The organism is Psychrobacter sp., from assembly GCF_041554015.1.
Lineage (GTDB): Bacteria > Pseudomonadota > Gammaproteobacteria > Pseudomonadales > Moraxellaceae > Psychrobacter.
The window spans coordinates 90,395-110,854 of record NZ_JBFFMS010000001.1 but is presented as its reverse complement, the minus strand read 5'-3'; the positions used below and the strand labels follow the sequence as shown (position 1 = coordinate 110,854).

The window sequence follows — 20,460 nt, the reverse complement described above, 5'->3', positions numbered from 1 at the left end:
ATAAGGGGTAGCAAGGTCTTTTTATGACTCTAAGAAAGTATCAGATAGCTTACTTAGGATTTACCATATCAGCAGGGATAACCCACTCATCAAACTGGGCTTCAGTTAATAGCGCTAACTCAACCGCAACTTGCTTCAAGGTTTTATTTTCTTTATAAGCTGTCTTAGCAATTTTGGCTGCATTCTCATAACCGACATGACGGTTAAGTGCTGTCACTAGCATCAACGAGTTATGCAAGAAGTCATCAATTTTGTCTTTGACAGGCTCGATACCAACGGCACAATTTTCGTTAAAGCTATTGCACGCATCGCCAAGTAGTTTGATAGATTGCAATAAGTTAAAGGCGATAACTGGCTTATAAACGTTTAGCTCAAAGTTACCTGACGCGCCTGCCATGCTGATAGTGACATCGTTACCCATCACTTGTGCCACAACCATGGTCATCGCTTCTGACTGCGTTGGGTTCACTTTGCCCGGCATGATAGATGAGCCTGGCTCATTTTCAGGAATCGTCAACTCGCCAAGACCACAACGAGGTCCTGAAGCGAGCCAGCGTACGTCATTAGCGATTTTATTTAAGCTTGCTGCTAGGGTTTTAAGTGCACCAGAAGCATATACTTCGGCATCACGAGCGGCTAGTGCTTCAAATTTATTTGGTGATGTGACAAATGGCAGACCAGACAATGTCGCTAGTTGTTCAGCTGATTTTACCGCATAATCAGGGTGGGCGTTTAGACCTGTACCAACCGCTGTACCGCCTAAAGGCAATTCATATAAGCCTTGTAGCGCGTTGTCGATACGAGTTAATGAATGGTCAAGCTGACTCACATAACCACTAAACTCTTGACCTAATGTCAAAGGCGTGGCGTCTTGCAAATGTGTACGACCAATTTTTACGATGCTATCGAATTCTTTGGCTTTAGCAGCTAGTGTATCGCGCAGTGCTCTTACCGCTGGAATCAGCAAGCTATTGATTTCACGAGCCGCAGCCACACGAATCGCTGTTGGGAAGCTATCGTTGGTAGATTGAGCATGGTTCACATGGTCATTTGGGTGTACAGGCGTGTAGCTGCCACGCGCGTTCCCAGCGATTTCATTGGCGCGGTTTGCCAGTACTTCATTCATGTTCATGTTTGACTGGGTGCCAGAACCTGTTTGCCAAACGACTAGCGGGAACTGATCGGTTAAACCACCGTTGATGACTTCATCAGCAGCTTGGACGATAAGATCACGCTTGTCTGCATCAATACGCTCAAGGCTGGCATTGGTAATCGCAGCGGCTTTTTTGACCAGTGCCATCGCTTCAATCATCGGGCGCGGCAAAGTTTCGCCACCGATTTTGAAGTTCTCGCGGCTACGCTGGGTTTGCGCGCCCCAATAAGCATCAGCTGGGACTTCCACATTGCCCATGGTGTCTTTTTCAAGTCGTGTTGCCTGATTCTGTGTTGACATAACTACCCTCTTTGATGGTTTGGTAATGAATGGTTTGTCATAAAAAGTGCAACAGCTGCTGCACACAAAGAAAAATACGCTGTAAAGTGGCGTTATGATAGCATGACTTATCACAAATTTCTCCACGTCCGTGAGGCTAACTGATGTCTAAGAACACCAGCCAACAACAATCTGCTACTTTACGACCCAAGATAACTGAGGTTTTTAATCCTACTAAAAAAGATGGAGAAATCGCTGACACTTTGAGCAACCCGCCAAGACGACAATTTACTCGCCAGCGCCGCCAATTAACAGATGGCGAACGTAGGCAGTACGCGCGCATGGCAAGCTTGCATTTAGTCAAGCTACAGCAGCGCCTAGCACCGCATGCACGTATCGGCTTATATTATGATGGCTTTGGTGAGCTGCCTACTCAGCCACTGTTAACTTGGTGTAGACGCTTAGGCTATTTGCCGTATTTGCCGGTGGTTGGTTCGCTCAGCCGTGATAATAAGGATAATATGGATAAACGGCTGCGCTTTGTGCCTATTTATCAATCAAAGCTGCTCAATATACCGACGCGCATTCATAGCTTAGGTATGAAGCAAAATCATCATCGCAGGTTGTTATGGGCGCGAGAATTAGACGTCATTATCTGTCCATTAGTGGCGGTTGATAAAAGCGGCAATCGTATGGGGATGGGTGGCGGATTTTATGATACGACCCTTAGCAAAAGCCATCAGGCAGGCGCAAAAAAACCGTTAAAGATAGGCTGGTGTTATGACTTTCAAGTGGTTGAGCAGCTTGAGCACGAAGCGTGGGATGTGCCTTTAGATGGACTGATAACGCCCAGTGGCTTGAGGTGGTTTTGATGAATGATAAGAAGAAAAAGTCAGATACCAACTCTAGCGCAGAGAACGTCGAACAACATTTGCAAGAGTTAGAAAAAGCGGATTATGAGCGGCTATATTATAGTCAAGAGCAGACTTTTAGCGCTGACGAGTTGGCAAGGTCTATCAATGAGCAACGTTTAACTGAGCTGATGGCGAAAAGTGATGAGTTTTTAAAGAGTTTAAATAGTGAGCTTGAGGATTTTGATGACTAATGTTGAGAAAAGCATAAATGACTCTATAACAAGAAAGCAAAAAGGCGAGCGCCTTGATAAGCACTCGCCTTTTTTATGTTTACTATCAGAGTTGGATGATTACTTAGAGCACCATCGCTGCAATCCAGCCAAATATCAATAGCGGAATATTGTAATGGATAAAGGTTGGCACCACACTGTCTTTGATATGATCATGCTGACCGTCAACGTTTAGACCAGACGTTGGTCCAAGGGTTGAGTCTGACGCTGGCGAACCGGCATCACCCAGCGCGCCCGCTGTACCTATAATCGCAACGGTTGCTAAAGGTGAGAACCCTAAAGAGATACACAATGGTACATAAATCGCTGCCAAAATAGGAATGGTCGAAAAGGATGAGCCAATACCCATAGTTACAATCAAGCCAATAAGTAGCATAATAAATGCTGCCATCGCTTTATTACCGCCGAATAATGCTGCCGCCCCATCAACCAAAGGCTGAATCTGCTCGGTCGCTTTCATCACCTCAGCGAACCCTTGCGCGGTAATCATAATAAATCCAATCATTGCCATCAGCTTGATACCGTCATTAAACACTGTATCGGCATCACGCCACTTAACCACGCCTGTCGCCATAAAGACGCCAAAACCAAACATCGAACCGAGTAATAACGAGTCGGTATAAAGCTGTACGACAAAGGCGGTAACAATTGCTGCAATAGCAACCAGCGTCTTCATCTTACTTTGTGTTTGCGCATCTGCGGCGGTTTTACTTAACGCATCGCCTTCCACGACAGCATCGCGTGCTTGTTTATCAATTGCCAACTGCTGATACTGTCGCGGCTTACGATAGCTGATGAATACTGCCGTGAGTAAGCCCACGAGCATACCAAGTGCTGGAATCGCCATGGCTTTAGTAACTGAGATATTAGCAACATCAATACCAGCTTCACCAACGTTTTTGAGCATAATCTGATTGAGATAAATATCGCCAAAGCCATACGGAATAAACATATAGGTCGTGACAAGCCCAAAAGTAATCAGACAGGCAATCAGGCGTCTATCAATCTGCATACGGTTAAAGGCAAGCAATAGAGGCGGCACGAGCAGTGGAATAAAGGCGATATGAATCGGAATTAAGTTTTGGCTAAAGCAGCTCATGGTCAACAGACCAGCAAATAGCATATACTTAATCATGCTACTGGTACCGCCTGCATCAATGCGCTTAATGACCGCACCTGCCAAAGATTGCGGTAAGCCAGAATGGGCGATTGCGACCGCAAAGGCACCGAGCAGCGCATAAGACAGCGCGATTTGTGCGCCGTTTTTGATCCCTTCTTGAAAGGCATTTAAGGTATCGGTCATACCCAAACCTGCGATGAGGCCACCTGCTAGCGCACCGATTAACAAACTGAGTACCACGTGTACCCGCGCCAAAGACAGCCCTAGCATGATGACTACTGCCAGTAATACCGCATTGATGGTCATGTTCTCGCCCCTTTACCCTATATTTTGTGATCCGTTATCGACACCTTACGGACCTATTTGTTTGACCCTAGCATTTTAATCCACACAGTCGCTATTTAAACGGAGCGATTAAGACGGGCGCTATTTTACCTGATTTTGACCGTAAAACCCACGCTCAGAACCTAAGAGGTAGTAGAGAAAAGATAAATAAAGGGGCAATATTCCTGCTACGGTTCAGGACAGAGCCTTGCAATTTTTTTTAGCAGCACCATTTATCTAAACATGAACCACTAACTTGACTTTACAAGTCTGGTGAACGAGGAAGAATATATGAGTGAACATAAAATTGCCCAAGACAATATCGACATCGATGTCGACGTATCAGCGACTGTTACTGGCGATCATGAGCAGGACATGACAGCTGATGCTGTATCAAAATCGATGTCTCATGATGCTAAAAACGATAATGAAGACACTACCATTCAAAATGACGGCTCTGAAGATTATCTGCCGTTATTGGCTTTGCGTGATGTTGTCGTTTATCCACATATGCAAATTGCCTTGTTCGTCGGTCGTGAGCCATCGGTCAAAGCCGTTGAATTGGCGCAAGCTGAGTATGGCAATAAAGTACTGGTCGTTGCCCAAAAAGATTCGCTGACTGAAGATATTGATCATGACAATTTATATCAATATGGTACGGTGTGCCGCATCGTCAGCACCATGCCGCATGACAGCGATGAGAATTGCATCAAAGTATTGATTGAAGGTCAATATCGCGCGCGCGTAGATTCGATTGAGAGCCATGATGACTTGTTGATGGCAAAATTTGAGCGTGCTGACCTTGATGTCAGTATGGATGAGAGTCAGCAAAAAAACACCATCACCGCTTTAACCACACTGTTTGAGAGCTATGCAGATGCGCGCTTGCGTAATGCCCGTGAGCTGACACGTGTGGCAAAACGTATCGATGATTTGCTTGAGCTGGTTTATTTTATCTCGACCCGTGTGTCAATGGATCTGGATATCAAACAGTCATTTTTGGAAAACGATGACGTCAAAACCCATATCAACACCTTGACTGAATATCTGGTTAAGCAAAGTGCTGAGCAAAATATCGAACAAGATATCCAAGAAGCTGTCCGTCAGCAAATGGAAGACAATCAGCGCGAATACTTCTTAAATGAGAAGATGAAAGCCATTAAGAATGAGCTGTCAGATATGAATGACGGTGCATTCGATGGTGAAGATGATGTGGCTGAGCTTGAGCAGCGTCTAGATGAAGCTGATTTGCCGGAAGATGTGCGCAAAAAAGCTGAACAAGAGATGAAAAAGCTCAAAATGATGCCACCTGCCTCATCAGAGTCTTCAGTGGTACGTAATTATATTGAATGGATTTTGGACACGCCGTGGAACGCGACGACCAAAGTTTCTATCAATTTAGACAAAGCTAAAACGGTTTTAGATGAAGACCATTATGGCTTACAAGATGTCAAAGACCGCATCTTAGAATACCTCGCCGTACAGTCGCGGGTGAAAAAGCTGCGCGGACCTATTCTGTGCCTAGTCGGTCCTCCAGGTGTCGGTAAAACTTCATTGGGCGAGTCGATTGCACGCGCAACGGGTCGTAAGTTTGTGCGTATGGCACTTGGCGGTGTCCGTGATGAAGCTGAGATTCGTGGTCATCGCCGTACTTATATCGGCGCGATGCCGGGTAAAATTGTGCAGTCGTTGGCCAAAGTAGAAGTCAAAAACCCACTATTTTTATTAGATGAAATCGATAAGATGGCGCAAGACTTCCGCGGTGATCCAGCGTCAGCCTTGCTTGAAGTATTAGATCCGTCACAGAACGATACGTTTAATGACCATTATTTAGATATGGACTTGGACTTGTCGCAAGTGATGTTTATCTGTACCGCTAACAGCATGGATATTCCAGCTGCCCTGCTTGACCGTATGGAAGTGATTCGTTTACCAGGTTATACCGAAGCAGAAAAGGTCAACATCGCGCAGAAGTATCTGGTGCCAAAAGCCATTAAAAATAATGGTCTCAAAGAAGGCGAAATTGAGATTGTTGAAGCAGCGCTGCATAGCATCGTGCGTAGCTATACCCGTGAAGCTGGTGTGCGTAACCTTGAGCGTGAAGTTAATAAAATCTGCCGCAAAGTAGTTCGTGGTTCGGTCGAAACGCATGGCACCCGCGCACCAAAAAAAGCAGAACGCCAGCTGGTGGTAGTCGATGACAAAAACATCGATGACTATCTAGGCGTGCATCAGTATGACTTTGGGTTGGCAGAAGAAGAACCTGAGATTGGACGTATTACTGGGCTTGCGTGGACTCAAGTCGGTGGCGAGCTATTAACCATCGAAGCGGTGGCGATGAAAGGTAAAGGCGAGCTTATCTTTACCGGTTCACTTGGCGATGTGATGAAAGAGTCTATTCGCGCTGCCATGAGTGTGGTACGTGCTCGCGGCGATAGCTTAGGAATTGACTACGAGACTTTTAAGACCACTGATGTCCACGTGCATATGCCAGAAGGTGCGACGCCAAAAGACGGTCCATCTGCTGGTGGTGCGCTCACGACAGCACTGGTCTCTGCCTTAACTGGCATTGCCATTCGTCCAGATATTGCGATGACAGGCGAGATTACCTTACGCGGTAAAATCCTACGCATCGGTGGCCTAAAAGAGAAGCTACTTGCTGCGCATCGCGGCGGGATCAAGCATGTCTTGATTCCAGATACCAACGAACGTGATCTAGCCGATATCCCTGATAACGTCAAAGAGGGCTTGACCATTCAGCCTGTTGCGACGATTGACGAGATATTAAAGGTAGCCTTGGTCAGTATGCCAGTGCCACTAAAACCTGCCAAAGTAACGGTTGATAAGACCAAAGGCAAAGCGCTACACAACTAATCTGATTAGTTACTAATCTAATCTTATAAATTAAAGAGCCACTCTTCGTAATGAAGGGTGGCTTTTTTTGGCATGAATAAACAACAATCCAAATCAACCTCTATGCTATATTTTAGACAAATGTTTATTTAGTAATAACAATGATCGCAAAATTCTTGGTTTTTAACCGCTCAACCTTATCCTTGTTGCTCGCTATCTCTTTTCCAATAGGGCTAGTAGGCTGTCAATCTAATATTGCAAAGGATAACTATATACCTGCTAACTCAATAGTGACTGGCTCTAGCACTTCTGATCCAATATCATATCAGTCCATTGTAAAAACTGAAAAGCTAGAAGAAAAGATCGTAGTGGTAGCTAATGAAAGAGTTTCTGAAGCTACGACGCTGCAATGGGCAAGTAATTATCATTGGCAGTTAACAAATATTAAAAATAAGAAAAGTAACGCCATTAATATTAGCACTGATACACCGATTACTTTAGAAATCGCGCCCAGTTCACTGAACTTATCTCAAGGCTGCCAACATTTTGCTATCAAATTCATATGGATGTCTGCACCGCCTTTTAAGTATGGTAGCAGGCTAAATGAAAAACCCTCAAACTGCAAAAACGCTCCTGAAAATGAAACAAATAATACAAATATCAAAGCATTATTTCCTGATAACAGTAGCACTATGCAATTAGATATTGAGCTATTACCAGTCGCAAAAAGCAATCTCGTTAATACTCAGATGGCATCGAAAAACTTGGTTGTTAAAATCGAAAATGGAAATACATTAACATTTGATGGTACGGTTAGGACATTTAAAGAACCGACTGGACTGCCTATTAATAAAGCCTTGTTAGAGCGCTATGACTGGCAACTGGTTAGCGCTGTTCGTAATACTATCAATGACAAAGGGCAGGTAATATCTCGCCAGCCTATTGGTGATTTTTATCATCCAGATTTTCCAGTATCATTAAAATTTAGAGGGTATGATAATAGTCAATATGCGTTTTTCAGCTCTAGCTGCAATGGTGTTGGCGGTCCTTTTATTTTTATGAAAGACCATACTTTATTAGTCGGTTCAGGACCACAAACACTTATGGGTTGCGGCGAGACAGGTAATAGAATTGAGAGCGAGCTCTCTAAACTTATCAGTAATAGCAAAAGCACTCTTAGTTTAAGCTTACAACCCTCACAACCGATATCGCCAAAATCAGACAATCAGACTGATATGCCTCGCTATAACCTATTGCAAAAGATGGCAACAGGCGAAACCTTAGTTTGGCAAAACGAAGCAAAGACAACACCGTAAATAAATCTCCTACCCATCCGATACTTACATTTATTAACCGATTGTTGCGCATTTGATGAATAACTTGTTTAAGTGCCTAGCTATACTAATTAAGCAAATAAGAGATCACGTCATAAATACAAAATTAAAATGGAGATAATAATGAATAAAATAATGCTTGCAAGCGCGCTACTGTGTGGTTCTGCTCTAGCGATAACAGGTTGCCAAACGGTAGAAGGTCAGATGCAGACTGGCAATCCTTTAAACCAACCTGTTTTAAAGTCGACTATTCATGCCGTCACTGGTGAAAAAAATGAGGTCGGTCAAATGTTTTTACGCCCTGTTGATGGTGGTGTACAGGTTTACGGTAAACTGATGAATCTACAGCCAGGTCAAACTGTCTCGCTACATATCCATGAAACTGGCAGCTGTGGCAATATGGGTAAAGCCGCAGGGGGTCACTTTAATCCTGACAATAAGCCCCACTCAAACCCAGATGACATGAATGGTCATGCAGGCGACCTGCCCAATCTAACAGCAAATGCCGATGGCGTCGCAACCATTAACTATGTAAATAAGAAAATCTCTGCCGCTGATGCTGGTAAGTACAGCGTTAACCGTTTGGCTTTTATCGTACATGGCGGTGTTGATGACTATACCAGCCAGCCCGCTGGTAACGCCGGTGATCGCGTCGCTTGCGGTATTATCGAAAAAAGATAATCCATTATCTATAATCAGATCTTCGATGTTAAGCCATAAAAAAACCTCTTAGAGTCTCTAAGAGGTTTTTTTGTTTTAAAACTCATTTTGGCTCAAAGGTAGACAAGACTTACTCCTCTACCCACTCACCTTTACGCCAGTACAGACCCCAACGCGTAGCTTTGCCGTTTTTCTCAGAGCCGATATACTGCTCTTTTTTCTTACGTGACCAACGCAGAATGGTTGGATTGCCATCCGGATCTTCATCTGGTCCTTCAAACAAATACTGGAACTTATCTTCCATTTTATCTTTAATCTCGCGCAGCTCAGCAAGCTTTGGCGGACGCGTCTCGCGTACTTTTGGGAACTTAGACGCGGCTAAGAACATGCCAGCTGCGCCTTCACGCAGGATAAAGTAATCATCATGCTTGACAGATTTTAGCTCCGGCAAATGGATAGGATCCATACGCGGCGGCGCTGCCTCACCCGTCTTTAAGACTTTACGGGTATTATCACATTGCTGACAAGCAAAATAAGGACCAAAGCGACCCGTCTTTAGCTCCATCTGCCCATCGCACTTATTACAATCAATGGTTGGCGAGTCAGAACCAGGTACTTCAAACTTACCTTCTTCTAAGACGTAGCCATCACAATCAGGGTTGTTACCGCAGACATGCAGCTTTAGACCGCCATCAACGATATAACCATTCATTGCCGTACCACATTTCGGGCAACGTTTTTTCTCCATCAAGTCTCGAACTTCCGCCGCCTCATCATCGCTGTCGCTATCATCAAGATTGGCAAAGGCTTCGACTGGCATTAAGTTCTTAGTGCCTTTACAGCGCTCTTTTGGCGGTAAGTTATAACCGGTACAACCTAAGAATACTCCCGTAGAACCGGTACGCAGCTGCATCGGACGGTCACAGAGGTCGCAATGCACATCTGGCACATCAGTTGGGTCATTTGGACGCATGCCGTCTTTTTCTTTGGCACGATCAAGTGTGGTCTTAAAATCTCCATAGAAATTATCGAGCACATCCTTCCAGTCTGTATCTCCTTCAGCGACATGATCAAGCTTGTCTTCCAGCGCGGCGGTAAAGGTATAATCCATCAAGTCAGGAAAACTGGCGGTCAATCTATCGGTGACGATATCGCCCATTTTTTCCGCAAACAAGCGTTTGTTTTCAAGCTTCACATAACCACGATCTTGAATGGTCGAGATAATAGAAGCATAGGTCGACGGACGACCGATACCTTTTTTCTCAAGCTCTTTGACCAAGCTTGCTTCAGTATAGCGCGGTGGCGGCTTGGTAAAATGCTGACTCGGATCAAGCTTATCTAGTGTTAACTTGTCACCTTTTTTGACATCTGGTAATAAGGTGTCGTCAGTCTTGGCTGGTGGCATGACTTTGGTATAGCCATCAAACACCAAGGTACGCCCGCGCGCTTTTAGCTCGACATCATCCGCAGCCACAAACAGGTTCACTGATAGATATTTTGCTGGCAACATCTGACAGGCAACAAACTGACGCCAAATCAGCTCATATAAACGTATGGCATCACGTTCGACAGCTTTTAACTGAGATGACTTCATATGGACGTTAGACGGTCGAATCGCCTCGTGCGCCTCTTGTGCGCCCTGTTTATTGCCATAAAAATTTGGCTTTTCTGGTACGTACTTCTCACCATAGCTGTCTTCGATATAGCCGCGTACAGCAGCAAGCGCGTCCCCTGATAAAAAGGTCGAGTCGGTACGCATATAGGTGATGTGACCGGCTTCATAAAGACGCTGCGCCAAAATCATGGTTTTCTTAACCGAAAACCCTAAGCGTGTGCTGGCCGCTTGCTGCAACGTCGAGGTGATAAAAGGCGCACTTGGACGTGACTGCGTTGGCTTTTCTTCACGCTCTTTAACGATAAAGTCACTTGAGTTAAGCACTGCTAAGACTTTATCGGTCTGCTCTTTATTGACAAGCTTTAGCGTTTTGCCGCCTTGCTTGATAGCTTCTAAGCGAATCGCCAATTGCTCAGCGTCTGCCGCTTTTTTGGCTTTGCTATCAGCAACATGGGTATCGGCATGAATCTGCCAATATTCTTCTGGGATAAAGGCGCGAATTTCATGCTCACGTTCAACGACCAAGCGCATCGCAACTGATTGCACACGACCTGCTGACAGACCACGCGCGACTTTTTGCCACAATAATGGCGATACCATAAAGCCCACGACGCGATCTAAAAAGCGACGCGCTTGCTGAGCGTTTACGCGGTCGATATCGAGCTTCGATGGCTGCTTAAAGGCATTTTGAATGGCAGACTTGGTAATCTCATTAAAGACCACGCGCTCATATTTACTGTCTGGACCGCCGATGACCTCTTTTAGATGCCAAGCAATCGCCTCTCCCTCTCTATCCATATCCGTTGCAAGATAGATTTTGTCAGCGTCTTTGGCTAAGGCTTTAAGCTCTTTTATCACCTTGGTTTTGTTTGGCAATACTTCATAGACTGCCGCCCAATCGTGCTCAGGGTCAACGCCCATACGACGGACCAGTGCTTGCTGGGTCTTTTCTTCTTTACTCAGACTGTCATCTTTTTTGCTCGCCACGAGCTTCTTTGCGCTTTTGCTCGCGCCAACGGGCAAGTCTCGGACATGACCGATACTTGAGCGTACGATAAAATCATCACCCAAATATTTATTGATGGTTTTTGCTTTGGCGGGTGATTCAACAATCACCAAAGACTTGCCTTTTGGACTGGCTTTGGCTTTGTCAGCTGCGGGCACCGCGCTTTTTTTGGTTGTGGGTTTTGTCATATGTGACGACACCATAATAAGTAAATTAAAATAAAAGTTGTCTAGCAGCATGCCATTTATAGGTTTGGCTATCAGGCCGTGGCAAATTATTGTAATAATGGCTGCTAGTAAAATCGGTTATAAAACAAACAATAACCATAACGAAAGGTTTTAGTTATAAAGACGTTACACTGCTAAGGCTTAAAATGTCAACTGAAAATGACTGAGCGTCTGCCAAAAGTACTTGCATATCGTCCGTTTATGGAGACGAAAAAACAATTTGCTACCTTATCGCGGTTTTTATCAGCCTTTTTGCACCTGTAGCGCCCATGCTTCAAGCTTTTCTTTGAGCGTTAATAAGTCGCTCTCAATCAGCTTTTGCTGATAAGTGGGATTGGTCGCAGGGCGTACATAAGCGATATCCTCCCAATAAATCACAATGCTATTGGCTTTGGTCAATAACCCTTTTACATGGGGTTCAATACTGACTGGCAAATCAAGTACTACCTTATCCAAACTGTCATTGATCTTTTTAACACTCGTAGCAGCCGAAGCTTGATTGCCGCGTATAGCCGTTGGCACGATAAGCTTATTATCCTCTGTAGCAGTATCGACAAAACTGCTATCAGGTCGCCACTGTCCCTCAATCACTTGATAGCGGGTAAACGGCAGATTGATATCGTCTAGTATTAAGCAGTACTGACCTATCATGCCACGGCCATACTCGTTATCCTTACCCTTAATCCAATCAGGACACGTCACCAGCTTTGGATTGAGCTGCAAGCGGCGCGCGGACATACGCAGCTTATCTAAACGCTGATCAATAGCACTTGGTTTGAGCGCCATCATACTCCCTAATACAAATAGTACAATGACAATAGCAATCCACATACCCATGACAATCTGACCTTTTAGCTAGTAAATTCGCTCATAACAGCGCTTATTGTTATATCTGATTGGCTGTATTTATCAGTATAAGCCCTCAATAATCAACAATGATAGAGAGCCACGCTAATAAATTACCCTTCAGTAGATTTTCTAGTATCAAAGGTGAAGCAAAGCTCACCTCTAAAGCAGCTGATATTTGTAATGCTATATCAAATACTTAGCCTAAAAAACACCTTATCCAATAACAAGATACAAAAAGTCGCGCCTGTAAAAAGGTGCTATGATAAACCATAATTTTAAACGCGCGCAGGTTTATTATGAATAATCTTATCAAGCGAAACTCATCGAGTGCTGATGTGACTCAAAAATCAGCTACTTCACTGATGAGTAAATCACGTGTTGCACTCACGCTAACAGGTATTGCCTTATTTGCCTTGTCAGGCTGTGCAACCACTCAAAAAAACCTGACGCCGCAGCAATGCCAAAGTAGTAACTGGCAAGAAGTTGGCTATGCTGATGGCATCAATGGTCGCTCAGGTGACTACTTTGGGCATTATGCCAATAGCTGTGCAAAGGCTGGCGCTCCCATGCCAAACCGGATTCAATGGGAACAAGGTCGCCAGCTAGGGCTAAAAAACTACTGTACTGAGTTAAATGCTTATAAGCGGGGCCGTGAAGGCTATGATTGGCAGCCTGTCTGTCCGCTTGAAGGGATTGAAAAGTTAGAGGAAGCTTACGCCCAAGGACGCTACTATTATATCCGTCAGCGTGATCTTGATTACTTGCGTTCGCCCTATCCCTTTGGTTATGGCCCTAGACCCTTCAGTTATGGCTATCGCCCGTTTGGTTATGGTTGGTAAATACTTGATATAAAATCCTAGCTACATCGGTATGTTTTTATTTTAAAACAAGCCAATATAATAAAGGAAACCTCACAAGGATACCTTGTGAGGCCGGAGAGAAAGTTTATTATTTTAATGATTCTTGTTATTATTCTGCTGATTTTTCTACTCATAAGCCTACTGATATTTTTAGTAGGTTTATGGTTTTAATACTCATTCATTAACAAAAGCTATCTTGCTAAGTCCTGCTTGACTGGCCGCCGCCAATACTTGGGCGACCGTATCATATTTACTGTCTTTATCAGCCCGCAGCTGTACAGAAGGGTCTTTGCCTGAAGCGCTTTGCTCCTGCAGACGCACCTCTAACGCCTCCAGACTAATAGGATCACTGTCCCAAAATATCCCTGCATCTTTATCAATGCTGATTTGGATCACCTCAGGCGGCATGTCATTCAATGCGGCACTGGTTTTTGGTAAATCTAATGGCACCGTTGGGTTTAGTACCGTCGCCGTCAATAAAAAGATAATCATCAATACCAGCATAATATCGATCAGCGGAATGAGGTTCATCTCATTCATACTTTGACTATTATCATCACCCAATTGAAATGCCATAATATTCTCAATACCGTTAATTAAAGTCTTTGTCGCCTGTTACTTTTAACTGGTTTTAGCGTAGCGTTTTATTATTAAATAATTATGACAGCTGCGATGATGCTGACTTATGATAATGCTCAGATGACTCTAAGCCTTGTGTCTCTGTACGCATACCTGTGGCAGGTTGTATTGTCGTAGCACTAGAATTGCTGCCTGCTGTCGATTGCTGAGCTGATAAGTGCTGAGTATCTGCGACATTAGTGGACTGTGCCAGTAAATCATGGGCGCGGTCATTGGCATAATACATGATGCTACGATTGATACGTACGGCGAGGTTATAGAAGACCACCGCTGGAATCGCCACAGCGATACCCAAGCCTGTCATGATTAGTGCCTCACCTACCGGCCCCGCTACCTGCCCAAGCCCCGCTTGTCCGCTCATACCAATATTATGCAGGGCATGAAAAATACCCCAAACCGTCCCAAACAATCCGATAAATGGCGCAATGGCTGCCGTTGTACCAAGGATTGACAAACCACGCTCGCTCGCAAAACGGTAACGACCAATATGCTTTAGTAACGTCTGCTCTGTAATCAAGCGCCGTGTTGCCGTATCAACCATGCTCAATTCCGAGCGTTTTGCCTGCACTTGTTGGCTCAAACCATCGGCAACCGTAGTGACCAATTTTCGGCTTTGTAGCACACGAATGATACCCGTGACCCAAGAGAGGATAGATAAGGCGAGCAATAAAAAGAACAAGGTTCTGGTTACCATGTCGCTATATTGCCAGTAAGTTGTAAAGTCCATGTCAGACTCCTTGTATTATTGCAAGACTTGCCAATTGATGAGGGATAAGCGTATTGTTATTGCTAATATGTGTGTTGATAACAGTATAAAGATTGATGCCTTATATGAGGTTATGTCTTTTTATGGCACGCTGTAAGTCACAGGTAGGGTGACATTACCAACCACTGGGACGCCGTTTTTCATAAAGGGTTTAAATTTACCAGAACGCACTTGCCGTGCTGCTTCTTTGTCCAATGCGGCATTCCCTGACGATTGAGCGATGCGCACATCATCAATGCCGCCCTGTTTATTGACTCTCAATACCAACACTACATTGAAGGTATCGCCTGAACGGGCACGGCGAGCGGCGCGCTCAGGAAAGCTAAGATTAGGAGCAGAAGACCAGTTTGCACTGCTAGCAGTAAAGTTGACAGGCTCATTACTGGCAGCTGCTTCTTTTGCTCGGGCAGCTGCTTCTGCCTTTTGGGCCGCTTCCTTTTCAGCTTTGGCATCTGCCTGTGCTTGTGCATCACGCGCCGCTTTGGCACTGGCTTTTTGAATGTCTTCTTGCTGTGCTCGAGCTTGCTGTGCAGCTTCTTGCGCAGCCTTTTCTGCTTGCGCTGCTACGAGTCTTCGCTGCTCATCCTGTTGGTCTTTAGCCTGCTGATTGTTGATCGCTTTATCAATATTGGGTTCAGACTTGTTTTGCTGCATAGGTTTCTTTATTGGTAACTCTTGAACAATGTGCTCTTTGTACTCAGTGTGCTCTTTGTCGACTGGCGCAGGTTTTTCTACCTTAGCTGGCGCTATAACCTCAGACTTCTGTTTTGGCAGCACTGGTTTTTTTGGTGTCTCAGTGACTGGTTTTGGTTTAGTAGCTGCGGTAGGCTGAGGTTTTGGTAGCGACGGTGTCTTCTCTACTTCAACCTTGGGGGTGTTTTTTTCAACCGATTTAGCAGCTTCAATTGTCTGTTTTGGCAGCGCAGCAGGTAATGACACCAGCTCTATTTCTATAGGCGGTATTGGCTTAGGTAATGGGGTTTTGGGTATAGACGGTTTCATCGCCACCAATGCCACGGCTGTAAACACATGCAGCCCTAGCACGACTAGGACAGCTATCAGTATTGACTTAAGTGGCGGCGCGTCTAAATCTGTCGAACTCATCATACTCTAGCATCTAACCGTTATAGAATGAGGGTGATAATAATGCAAACGATAACTATTATCAATATTAAATTTCTACTATTTCTGTAGTCTTTGCAAATCTTTTAAGCCAGATTTGTTCGGTACACGCATTTATGATGCCCTTATTATGGTTTCACTATATTTTAATAAAAATCATTATCATTCATTATTGATAATAAGTCTCAATTACTTTATGATGGCGGCTGACTTATTTGTTCCATTTATAATAAAGCAGCGACTCATTTGATCTAATATTAAATGAAACCCTTTATCTAGCATATTGCATAAAGCTGCCAAAACCCGTCATATACCGAGTTACCTATGTCTACTACCTTATTTTCTAGCCACAGCGCTACTGCTGTTTTTAAACGTCCTTTATTGACCGCCGTGATCACCGCACTCGCTGCGACTGTCAGTTTGGCAGGCTGTAGCTCACCTGAATCTCATGATTCTGAGCCAGCGGATGCCAAAACTGCAAACCAAACGGCTGATAATGCCTCAAATGTCGCCAATAATGATGCTGTTTCTGTGGCGACTGTCGCTGTCGATACGGTAAAAGGCAATGTCGATTTGGCCATGAATCCATCACCGCTGGTGGTCTATGACATGACTTTACTGCAAGATTTAGCAGCACTTGATATCGCTGTCGATGGCATGCCAAGCGGCCTAAAATTAGATAACCTGCAAGCAAAGACCCAGCCTGAGCCAAAAGCCGTAGGTACTGTGTTTGAGCCAGACCTTGAGGCGCTAAATGCGATGCAGCCACAAGCTATCTTGGTCGGCTCGCGTATGGCAGAAAAATACGATGCGCTATCAAGTATTGCGCCAACGCTTGATATGAGTATCGATACTGCCAATATTTATACCTCAAGCAAGCATCGCTTGCATGATTTGGGGGCGTTATTTGGTAAAAGTGCGCAAGCCGCGAAACTGCAAGGGAATATCGATACGCTTATTGACGACACTAAAAACCTCACGAAAAATAAGGGCAAAGGCTTAGTTATCATGGTCAATGGTAATAAGCTGTCTGCTTATGGTGATAAGTCGCGCTATGGGTTTATTCATACCGTTTTAGATATCCCGATGGCTGATGGTCAGATTGAAGACGCGCGCCACGGTCAGCCGGTATCCTTTGAATATTTGCAAAAAACCAATCCAGATTGGCTATTCGTCATCGATCGTAGTGCAGCGATTGGTGAAGATACAGCTGGTGCCAAAGCGGTGCTGGACAATCCATTGGTCGCGCAAACCAACGCTTGGAAGAAATCTCAGGTGGTCTATCTTAGCCCAGACTCTTATCTTGCCTTTGGGGGTTATTATCAGTGGATACAAGATTTGACCACCATTAAAAACGCCTTTGCTAGCACTCAATAAACGCTATTACTTTTTGGGCAGCGACTATCAAGGTCAGCTGCCGCTCCCTGTTTTTAAGTCAGTAGCCGTTATGTCGTTATTTTCACCTCGTGCTCATGCCAGCGCTAAAACTGGCGACGCTGTATCAAGTTGGCAAAGCACCAGCAATAGCACTCCTCCTTATCATCGCCGTGCTGCCATCGCACCGTGGCTGATAAATACTGCTAGCCTCATTATTATGGGGCTATTGGTATTATTGAGCTTATCGATTGGCGTGGCGGACTTTTCATGGTCGGGTATATGGCAAAGTCTGATGACTCATAGTGCCAACTCAGACAGCTCGTTGATGCTGATAAGTCGCTTACCTCGTACCATTGCCATTATTTTGACTGGTATTGCCATGGCGGTGGCTGGGATGATTATCCAAGTGGTGCTCAAAAACCGCTTCGTTGAGCCATCGATGGTGGGCGCTACCCAAAGCGCTGCCCTTGGCTTATTGATAGTGAGCCTGTTTTTTCCTGCCAGCGCCTTGATTGTCAAAATGGGCGTAGCAACACTCGCTGCGGTATTTGGCATGATGCTATTTATGCTGCTGATTCATCGTATTCCGCCGACAGATTTTTTGATGATTCCGCTGATTGGTATTGTATTTGGCGGGATTATTGATGCCATTACCACCTTTATTGCTTATCAAACAGAGACGCTACAGATGCTAAGTGTTTGGCAATTTGGCGACTTCTCAAGCGTGTTGGCAGGACGGTATGAGCTGCTATGGTTCACAGGCGTGCTTTGCATTATCGCTTACATCATTGCCGATAAGCTGACCATTATCGGTTTGGGCGATAATATTGCTTTAAATTTGGGTATCAGTAAGCGGCATGTGACGGGGATCGGCGTTGGTATGGTTGCTATGATGAGTGCCGTGGTGATGGTCACAGTTGGGATGATTCCCTTTATTGGTCTAATCGTACCCAATATCGTCAGTCGCATTATGGGCGATAAGCTCAGACGCAGCTTGCCAGCGGTGGCGTTATTGGGCGCATCAGCGGTTTTGCTCTGCGATATTATCGGGCGCTCTATCCGTTATCCGTTTGAGATTCCGGTAGCAACTGTCTTTGGTGTGGTCGGTACGGTGGTGTTTTTGTGGCTATTATTACGTGCGCCTGCCGAGGGCTAGTGTCGCTACATTAGTATTTTATTTGCCATTCTCTTTTATAAGATTAGCGTATGTTTTTACCTTCTGCTTCCTCTGGTCAAACGACTGATACTACTATCGATGACACTGCTAATACTACTAATAGCAGTGTCGCCAACCTGAACCCAGTGACAAAATTCTGGACAAGGCTATGGTTAGCTATCAGTCAACATCCTAAATCTGTTGCTGCTCTTATCTTATTCATCTCCGCTATTTTATTTTTAACGGTCAATGTAAATGGCCATTGGGATTTTGCCTTACCACTGCGTGCTAAGAAATTACTGGCGCTAATGGTAGTAGGCTACGCGATTGGCGTCTCTACCCTGCTCTTTCAAACCTTAACCCACAATCCTATTCTCACGCCCTCTTTATTAGGATTTGACTCGCTGTATGTATTATTACAAAGCATATTGGTGTTCTTTTTGGGGGCGATCAGCTTTACCAGCCTTAATCCGATGGTCAAATTCTCACTTGAAATCGTCTTGATGTTTGGTGCGTCGTTACTGCTATTTAAAGTATTATTTTCCAAAAGCAGTCAGGATTTAACGCGGCTGATATTAGTGGGCGTGATTTTTGGTGTGTTATTCCGCAGCTTATCAGCACTGATTGCGCGGCTGATTAATCCCGATGACTTTGTGGTGGTGCAATCGGCCAGTTACGCGCAGTTTAATACCGTCAATCCACAGCTTTTAGCTATTAGCTTGTTGATTTGTGTCGTAAGTGCACTCGTTATTTGGCGCTGGCGTTTTCAGTGTGATGTACTGATGCTCGGCAAAGCGCAGGCGATCAACCTCGGTATTCATTATCAGCGCTTGGCATTTGGGCTGTTAACTGTCATTGCCGTATTGGTCGCTACGGCTACCGCACTGGTTGGTCCAGTGACCTTTTTTGGCTTACTGGTCTGCGCCTTGACCAATCGGATGGCGCGTCATATGTATCACAGTGAGCGGCTTATTTTAGTGAGTGTAGTCGCGATGATTTGCTTGGTACTTGGGCAGACCATATTTGAGCAAGTGCTCGGTATGGCAGGTGTTCTGTCCGTCGTGATTGAGCTGGCAGGCGGCTTGGTGTTTTTGGCACTGATAATAATGAGCCAACGCCGCGCGAGCTAAAAACTCTAAATATTTATTAAACCTTAGCTCAACAATATTTAAGTTAAAGTCAAAACAATAAAGTAAGAACACTTATGATAAAAATAACGGGCGTATCGCATCATATCGGTAAGCAGCAGATTTTGCACGATATCACTTTATCGCTGCCACCGTCCCAAGTCATTGCCTTAATTGGTCCTAACGGCGCGGGGAAATCGACCTTATTTTCGCTGATGGCACGCTTGCAATCCTTGCAGAGCGGGCAGATTAGCTTTGCGGTCGATCATGAGGTACGAGACATAGTTAGCTGTGACGCGCGTATGCTTGCGACAACGGTGGCCATGCTCAGTCAAGACAATCATGTGCAAGGTCGGCTGCGGGTACGTGAACTATTGATGTTTGGGCGCTACCCGTATCATCAAGGACGACCTACGGCGACAGATCAGCAAAAGGTCAAAGAGATCATCGAGCGCTTTGAGCTTGAGCCATTAGCGGAGCGTTTTTTATCTGCTTTATCAGGTGGACAGCGCCAACGGGTGCTGATTGCGATGATTGTCTGCCAAGATACGCCGTATTTATTGCTCGATGAGCCGCTAAACAATCTCGATATGTATCACTCAGGGCGCTTGATGCGAGAGCTTCGCGAATTAAGTCACACTCAGCAAAAAACCGTAGTGATTGTCCTTCACGATATCAATCAAGCGGCGCAATTTGCTGATACCGTGGTGACCATGAAAGACGGTCAAGTACAAGCTATTGGGCAACCGGTCGATGTGATTACCCAAGAGACCATGAAAGAGCTCTACAACGTTGATGTGACCGTACTTAATCATCAAGGTCGTCCGGTGATTGTCGATACGGTTTAAC

At 44.9% G+C, this 20,460-nt stretch carries 17 protein-coding genes; 10 read left to right on the top strand and 7 right to left on the bottom strand.

The features are described 5' to 3' along the window. Nucleotides 1–49: 49 nt before the first annotated feature. Nucleotides 50–1,453, bottom strand: a complete 1,404-nt coding sequence (fumC, locus tag ABYU67_RS00465; RefSeq protein ID WP_372842988.1) for a class II fumarate hydratase — start codon at nucleotides 1,451–1,453, stop codon at nucleotides 50–52. Between the two features lie 143 nt (nucleotides 1,454–1,596). Here fumC and ABYU67_RS00460 point away from each other — a divergent pair, with 143 nt between their 5' ends. Both ABYU67_RS00460 and ABYU67_RS00455 read left to right on the top strand, forming a co-directional pair. Beyond that, the gene (locus tag ABYU67_RS00460; protein WP_372842987.1) at nucleotides 1,597–2,304 is read left to right on the top strand and encodes a 5-formyltetrahydrofolate cyclo-ligase; all 708 of its coding nucleotides are present in this window, start codon (nucleotides 1,597–1,599) and stop codon (nucleotides 2,302–2,304) included. Continuing rightward, complete coding sequence (locus ABYU67_RS00455) at nucleotides 2,304–2,537, top strand: hypothetical protein (RefSeq protein ID WP_372842985.1); 234 nt, start codon at nucleotides 2,304–2,306, stop codon at nucleotides 2,535–2,537. The genes ABYU67_RS00460 and ABYU67_RS00455 overlap by 1 nt, the downstream gene beginning before the upstream one ends. Before the next feature lie 103 nt (nucleotides 2,538–2,640). On the opposite strand, the gene ABYU67_RS00450 is transcribed toward ABYU67_RS00455, so the two are convergent. Beyond that, nucleotides 2,641–4,002 carry a Na+/H+ antiporter family protein gene (locus tag ABYU67_RS00450; protein WP_372842983.1) on the bottom strand — a complete coding sequence of 454 codons (1,362 nt, stop codon included), beginning with the start codon at nucleotides 4,000–4,002 and terminating at the stop codon, nucleotides 2,641–2,643. A gap of 420 nt (nucleotides 4,003–4,422) precedes the next feature. Between ABYU67_RS00450 and lon the strand changes: the two genes are divergently transcribed. From lon to ABYU67_RS00435, 3 genes are all read left to right on the top strand, one after another. Beyond that, nucleotides 4,423–6,894 carry an endopeptidase La gene (lon, locus tag ABYU67_RS00445; protein WP_372843119.1) on the top strand — a complete coding sequence of 824 codons (2,472 nt, stop codon included), beginning with the start codon at nucleotides 4,423–4,425 and terminating at the stop codon, nucleotides 6,892–6,894. A 140-nt stretch (nucleotides 6,895–7,034) separates the two neighbouring features. After that, on the top strand, nucleotides 7,035–8,189 hold the full coding sequence (locus ABYU67_RS00440) for a hypothetical protein (protein ID WP_372842982.1): 1,155 nt from the start codon (nucleotides 7,035–7,037) through the stop codon (nucleotides 8,187–8,189). Between the two features lie 141 nt (nucleotides 8,190–8,330). Then, a complete protein-coding gene (locus tag ABYU67_RS00435; protein WP_372842980.1) occupies nucleotides 8,331–8,888 on the top strand; it encodes a superoxide dismutase family protein in 558 nt (185 codons plus the stop codon). A 109-nt stretch (nucleotides 8,889–8,997) separates the two neighbouring features. On the opposite strand, the gene topA is transcribed toward ABYU67_RS00435, so the two are convergent. Next, complete coding sequence (gene topA, locus ABYU67_RS00430) at nucleotides 8,998–11,676, bottom strand: type I DNA topoisomerase (protein ID WP_372842979.1); 2,679 nt, start codon at nucleotides 11,674–11,676, stop codon at nucleotides 8,998–9,000. 282 nt (nucleotides 11,677–11,958) lie between these two features. Continuing rightward, nucleotides 11,959–12,552, bottom strand: coding sequence for a hypothetical protein (locus ABYU67_RS00425; protein ID WP_372842978.1), 594 nt, complete (start codon nucleotides 12,550–12,552; stop codon nucleotides 11,959–11,961). 308 nt (nucleotides 12,553–12,860) lie between these two features. On the opposite strand from ABYU67_RS00425, the gene ABYU67_RS00420 reads away from it, so the two are divergent. Further along, on the top strand, nucleotides 12,861–13,403 hold the full coding sequence (locus ABYU67_RS00420) for a DUF2799 domain-containing protein (RefSeq protein WP_372842977.1): 543 nt from the start codon (nucleotides 12,861–12,863) through the stop codon (nucleotides 13,401–13,403). Nucleotides 13,404–13,598: 195 nt separating this feature from the next. Here the strand turns inward: ABYU67_RS00420 and ABYU67_RS00415 are convergent, their stop codons facing one another. The 3 genes from ABYU67_RS00415 to ABYU67_RS00405 form a co-directional block, all read right to left on the bottom strand. Then, nucleotides 13,599–14,000 (bottom strand): ExbD/TolR family protein, encoded by a 402-nt coding sequence (locus ABYU67_RS00415; RefSeq protein ID WP_372842975.1) that lies wholly within the window; start codon nucleotides 13,998–14,000, stop codon nucleotides 13,599–13,601. An 82-nt stretch (nucleotides 14,001–14,082) separates the two neighbouring features. Then, nucleotides 14,083–14,790 (bottom strand): MotA/TolQ/ExbB proton channel family protein, encoded by a 708-nt coding sequence (locus ABYU67_RS00410; RefSeq protein WP_372842974.1) that lies wholly within the window; start codon nucleotides 14,788–14,790, stop codon nucleotides 14,083–14,085. 120 nt (nucleotides 14,791–14,910) lie between these two features. Beyond that, nucleotides 14,911–15,936: a TonB family protein gene (locus ABYU67_RS00405; protein WP_372842973.1), complete on the bottom strand. Its 1,026-nt coding sequence runs from the start codon at nucleotides 15,934–15,936 to the stop codon at nucleotides 14,911–14,913. A 339-nt stretch (nucleotides 15,937–16,275) separates the two neighbouring features. Here ABYU67_RS00405 and ABYU67_RS00400 point away from each other — a divergent pair, with 339 nt between their 5' ends. The 4 genes from ABYU67_RS00400 to ABYU67_RS00385 all read left to right on the top strand — a co-directional run bounded on the left by ABYU67_RS00400 (nucleotide 16,276) and on the right by ABYU67_RS00385 (nucleotide 20,459). Continuing rightward, nucleotides 16,276–17,328, top strand: coding sequence for a siderophore ABC transporter substrate-binding protein (locus tag ABYU67_RS00400; RefSeq protein ID WP_372842972.1), 1,053 nt, complete (start codon nucleotides 16,276–16,278; stop codon nucleotides 17,326–17,328). 70 nt (nucleotides 17,329–17,398) lie between these two features. Beyond that, the gene (locus ABYU67_RS00395) at nucleotides 17,399–18,484 is read left to right on the top strand and encodes an ABC transporter permease (protein ID WP_372842971.1); all 1,086 of its coding nucleotides are present in this window, start codon (nucleotides 17,399–17,401) and stop codon (nucleotides 18,482–18,484) included. 50 nt (nucleotides 18,485–18,534) lie between these two features. Further along, nucleotides 18,535–19,614 carry an iron chelate uptake ABC transporter family permease subunit gene (locus ABYU67_RS00390; RefSeq protein WP_372842970.1) on the top strand — a complete coding sequence of 360 codons (1,080 nt, stop codon included), beginning with the start codon at nucleotides 18,535–18,537 and terminating at the stop codon, nucleotides 19,612–19,614. A 74-nt stretch (nucleotides 19,615–19,688) separates the two neighbouring features. Next, the gene (locus ABYU67_RS00385) at nucleotides 19,689–20,459 is read left to right on the top strand and encodes an ABC transporter ATP-binding protein (protein ID WP_372842969.1); all 771 of its coding nucleotides are present in this window, start codon (nucleotides 19,689–19,691) and stop codon (nucleotides 20,457–20,459) included. Nucleotide 20,460: the final 1 nt, after the last annotated feature.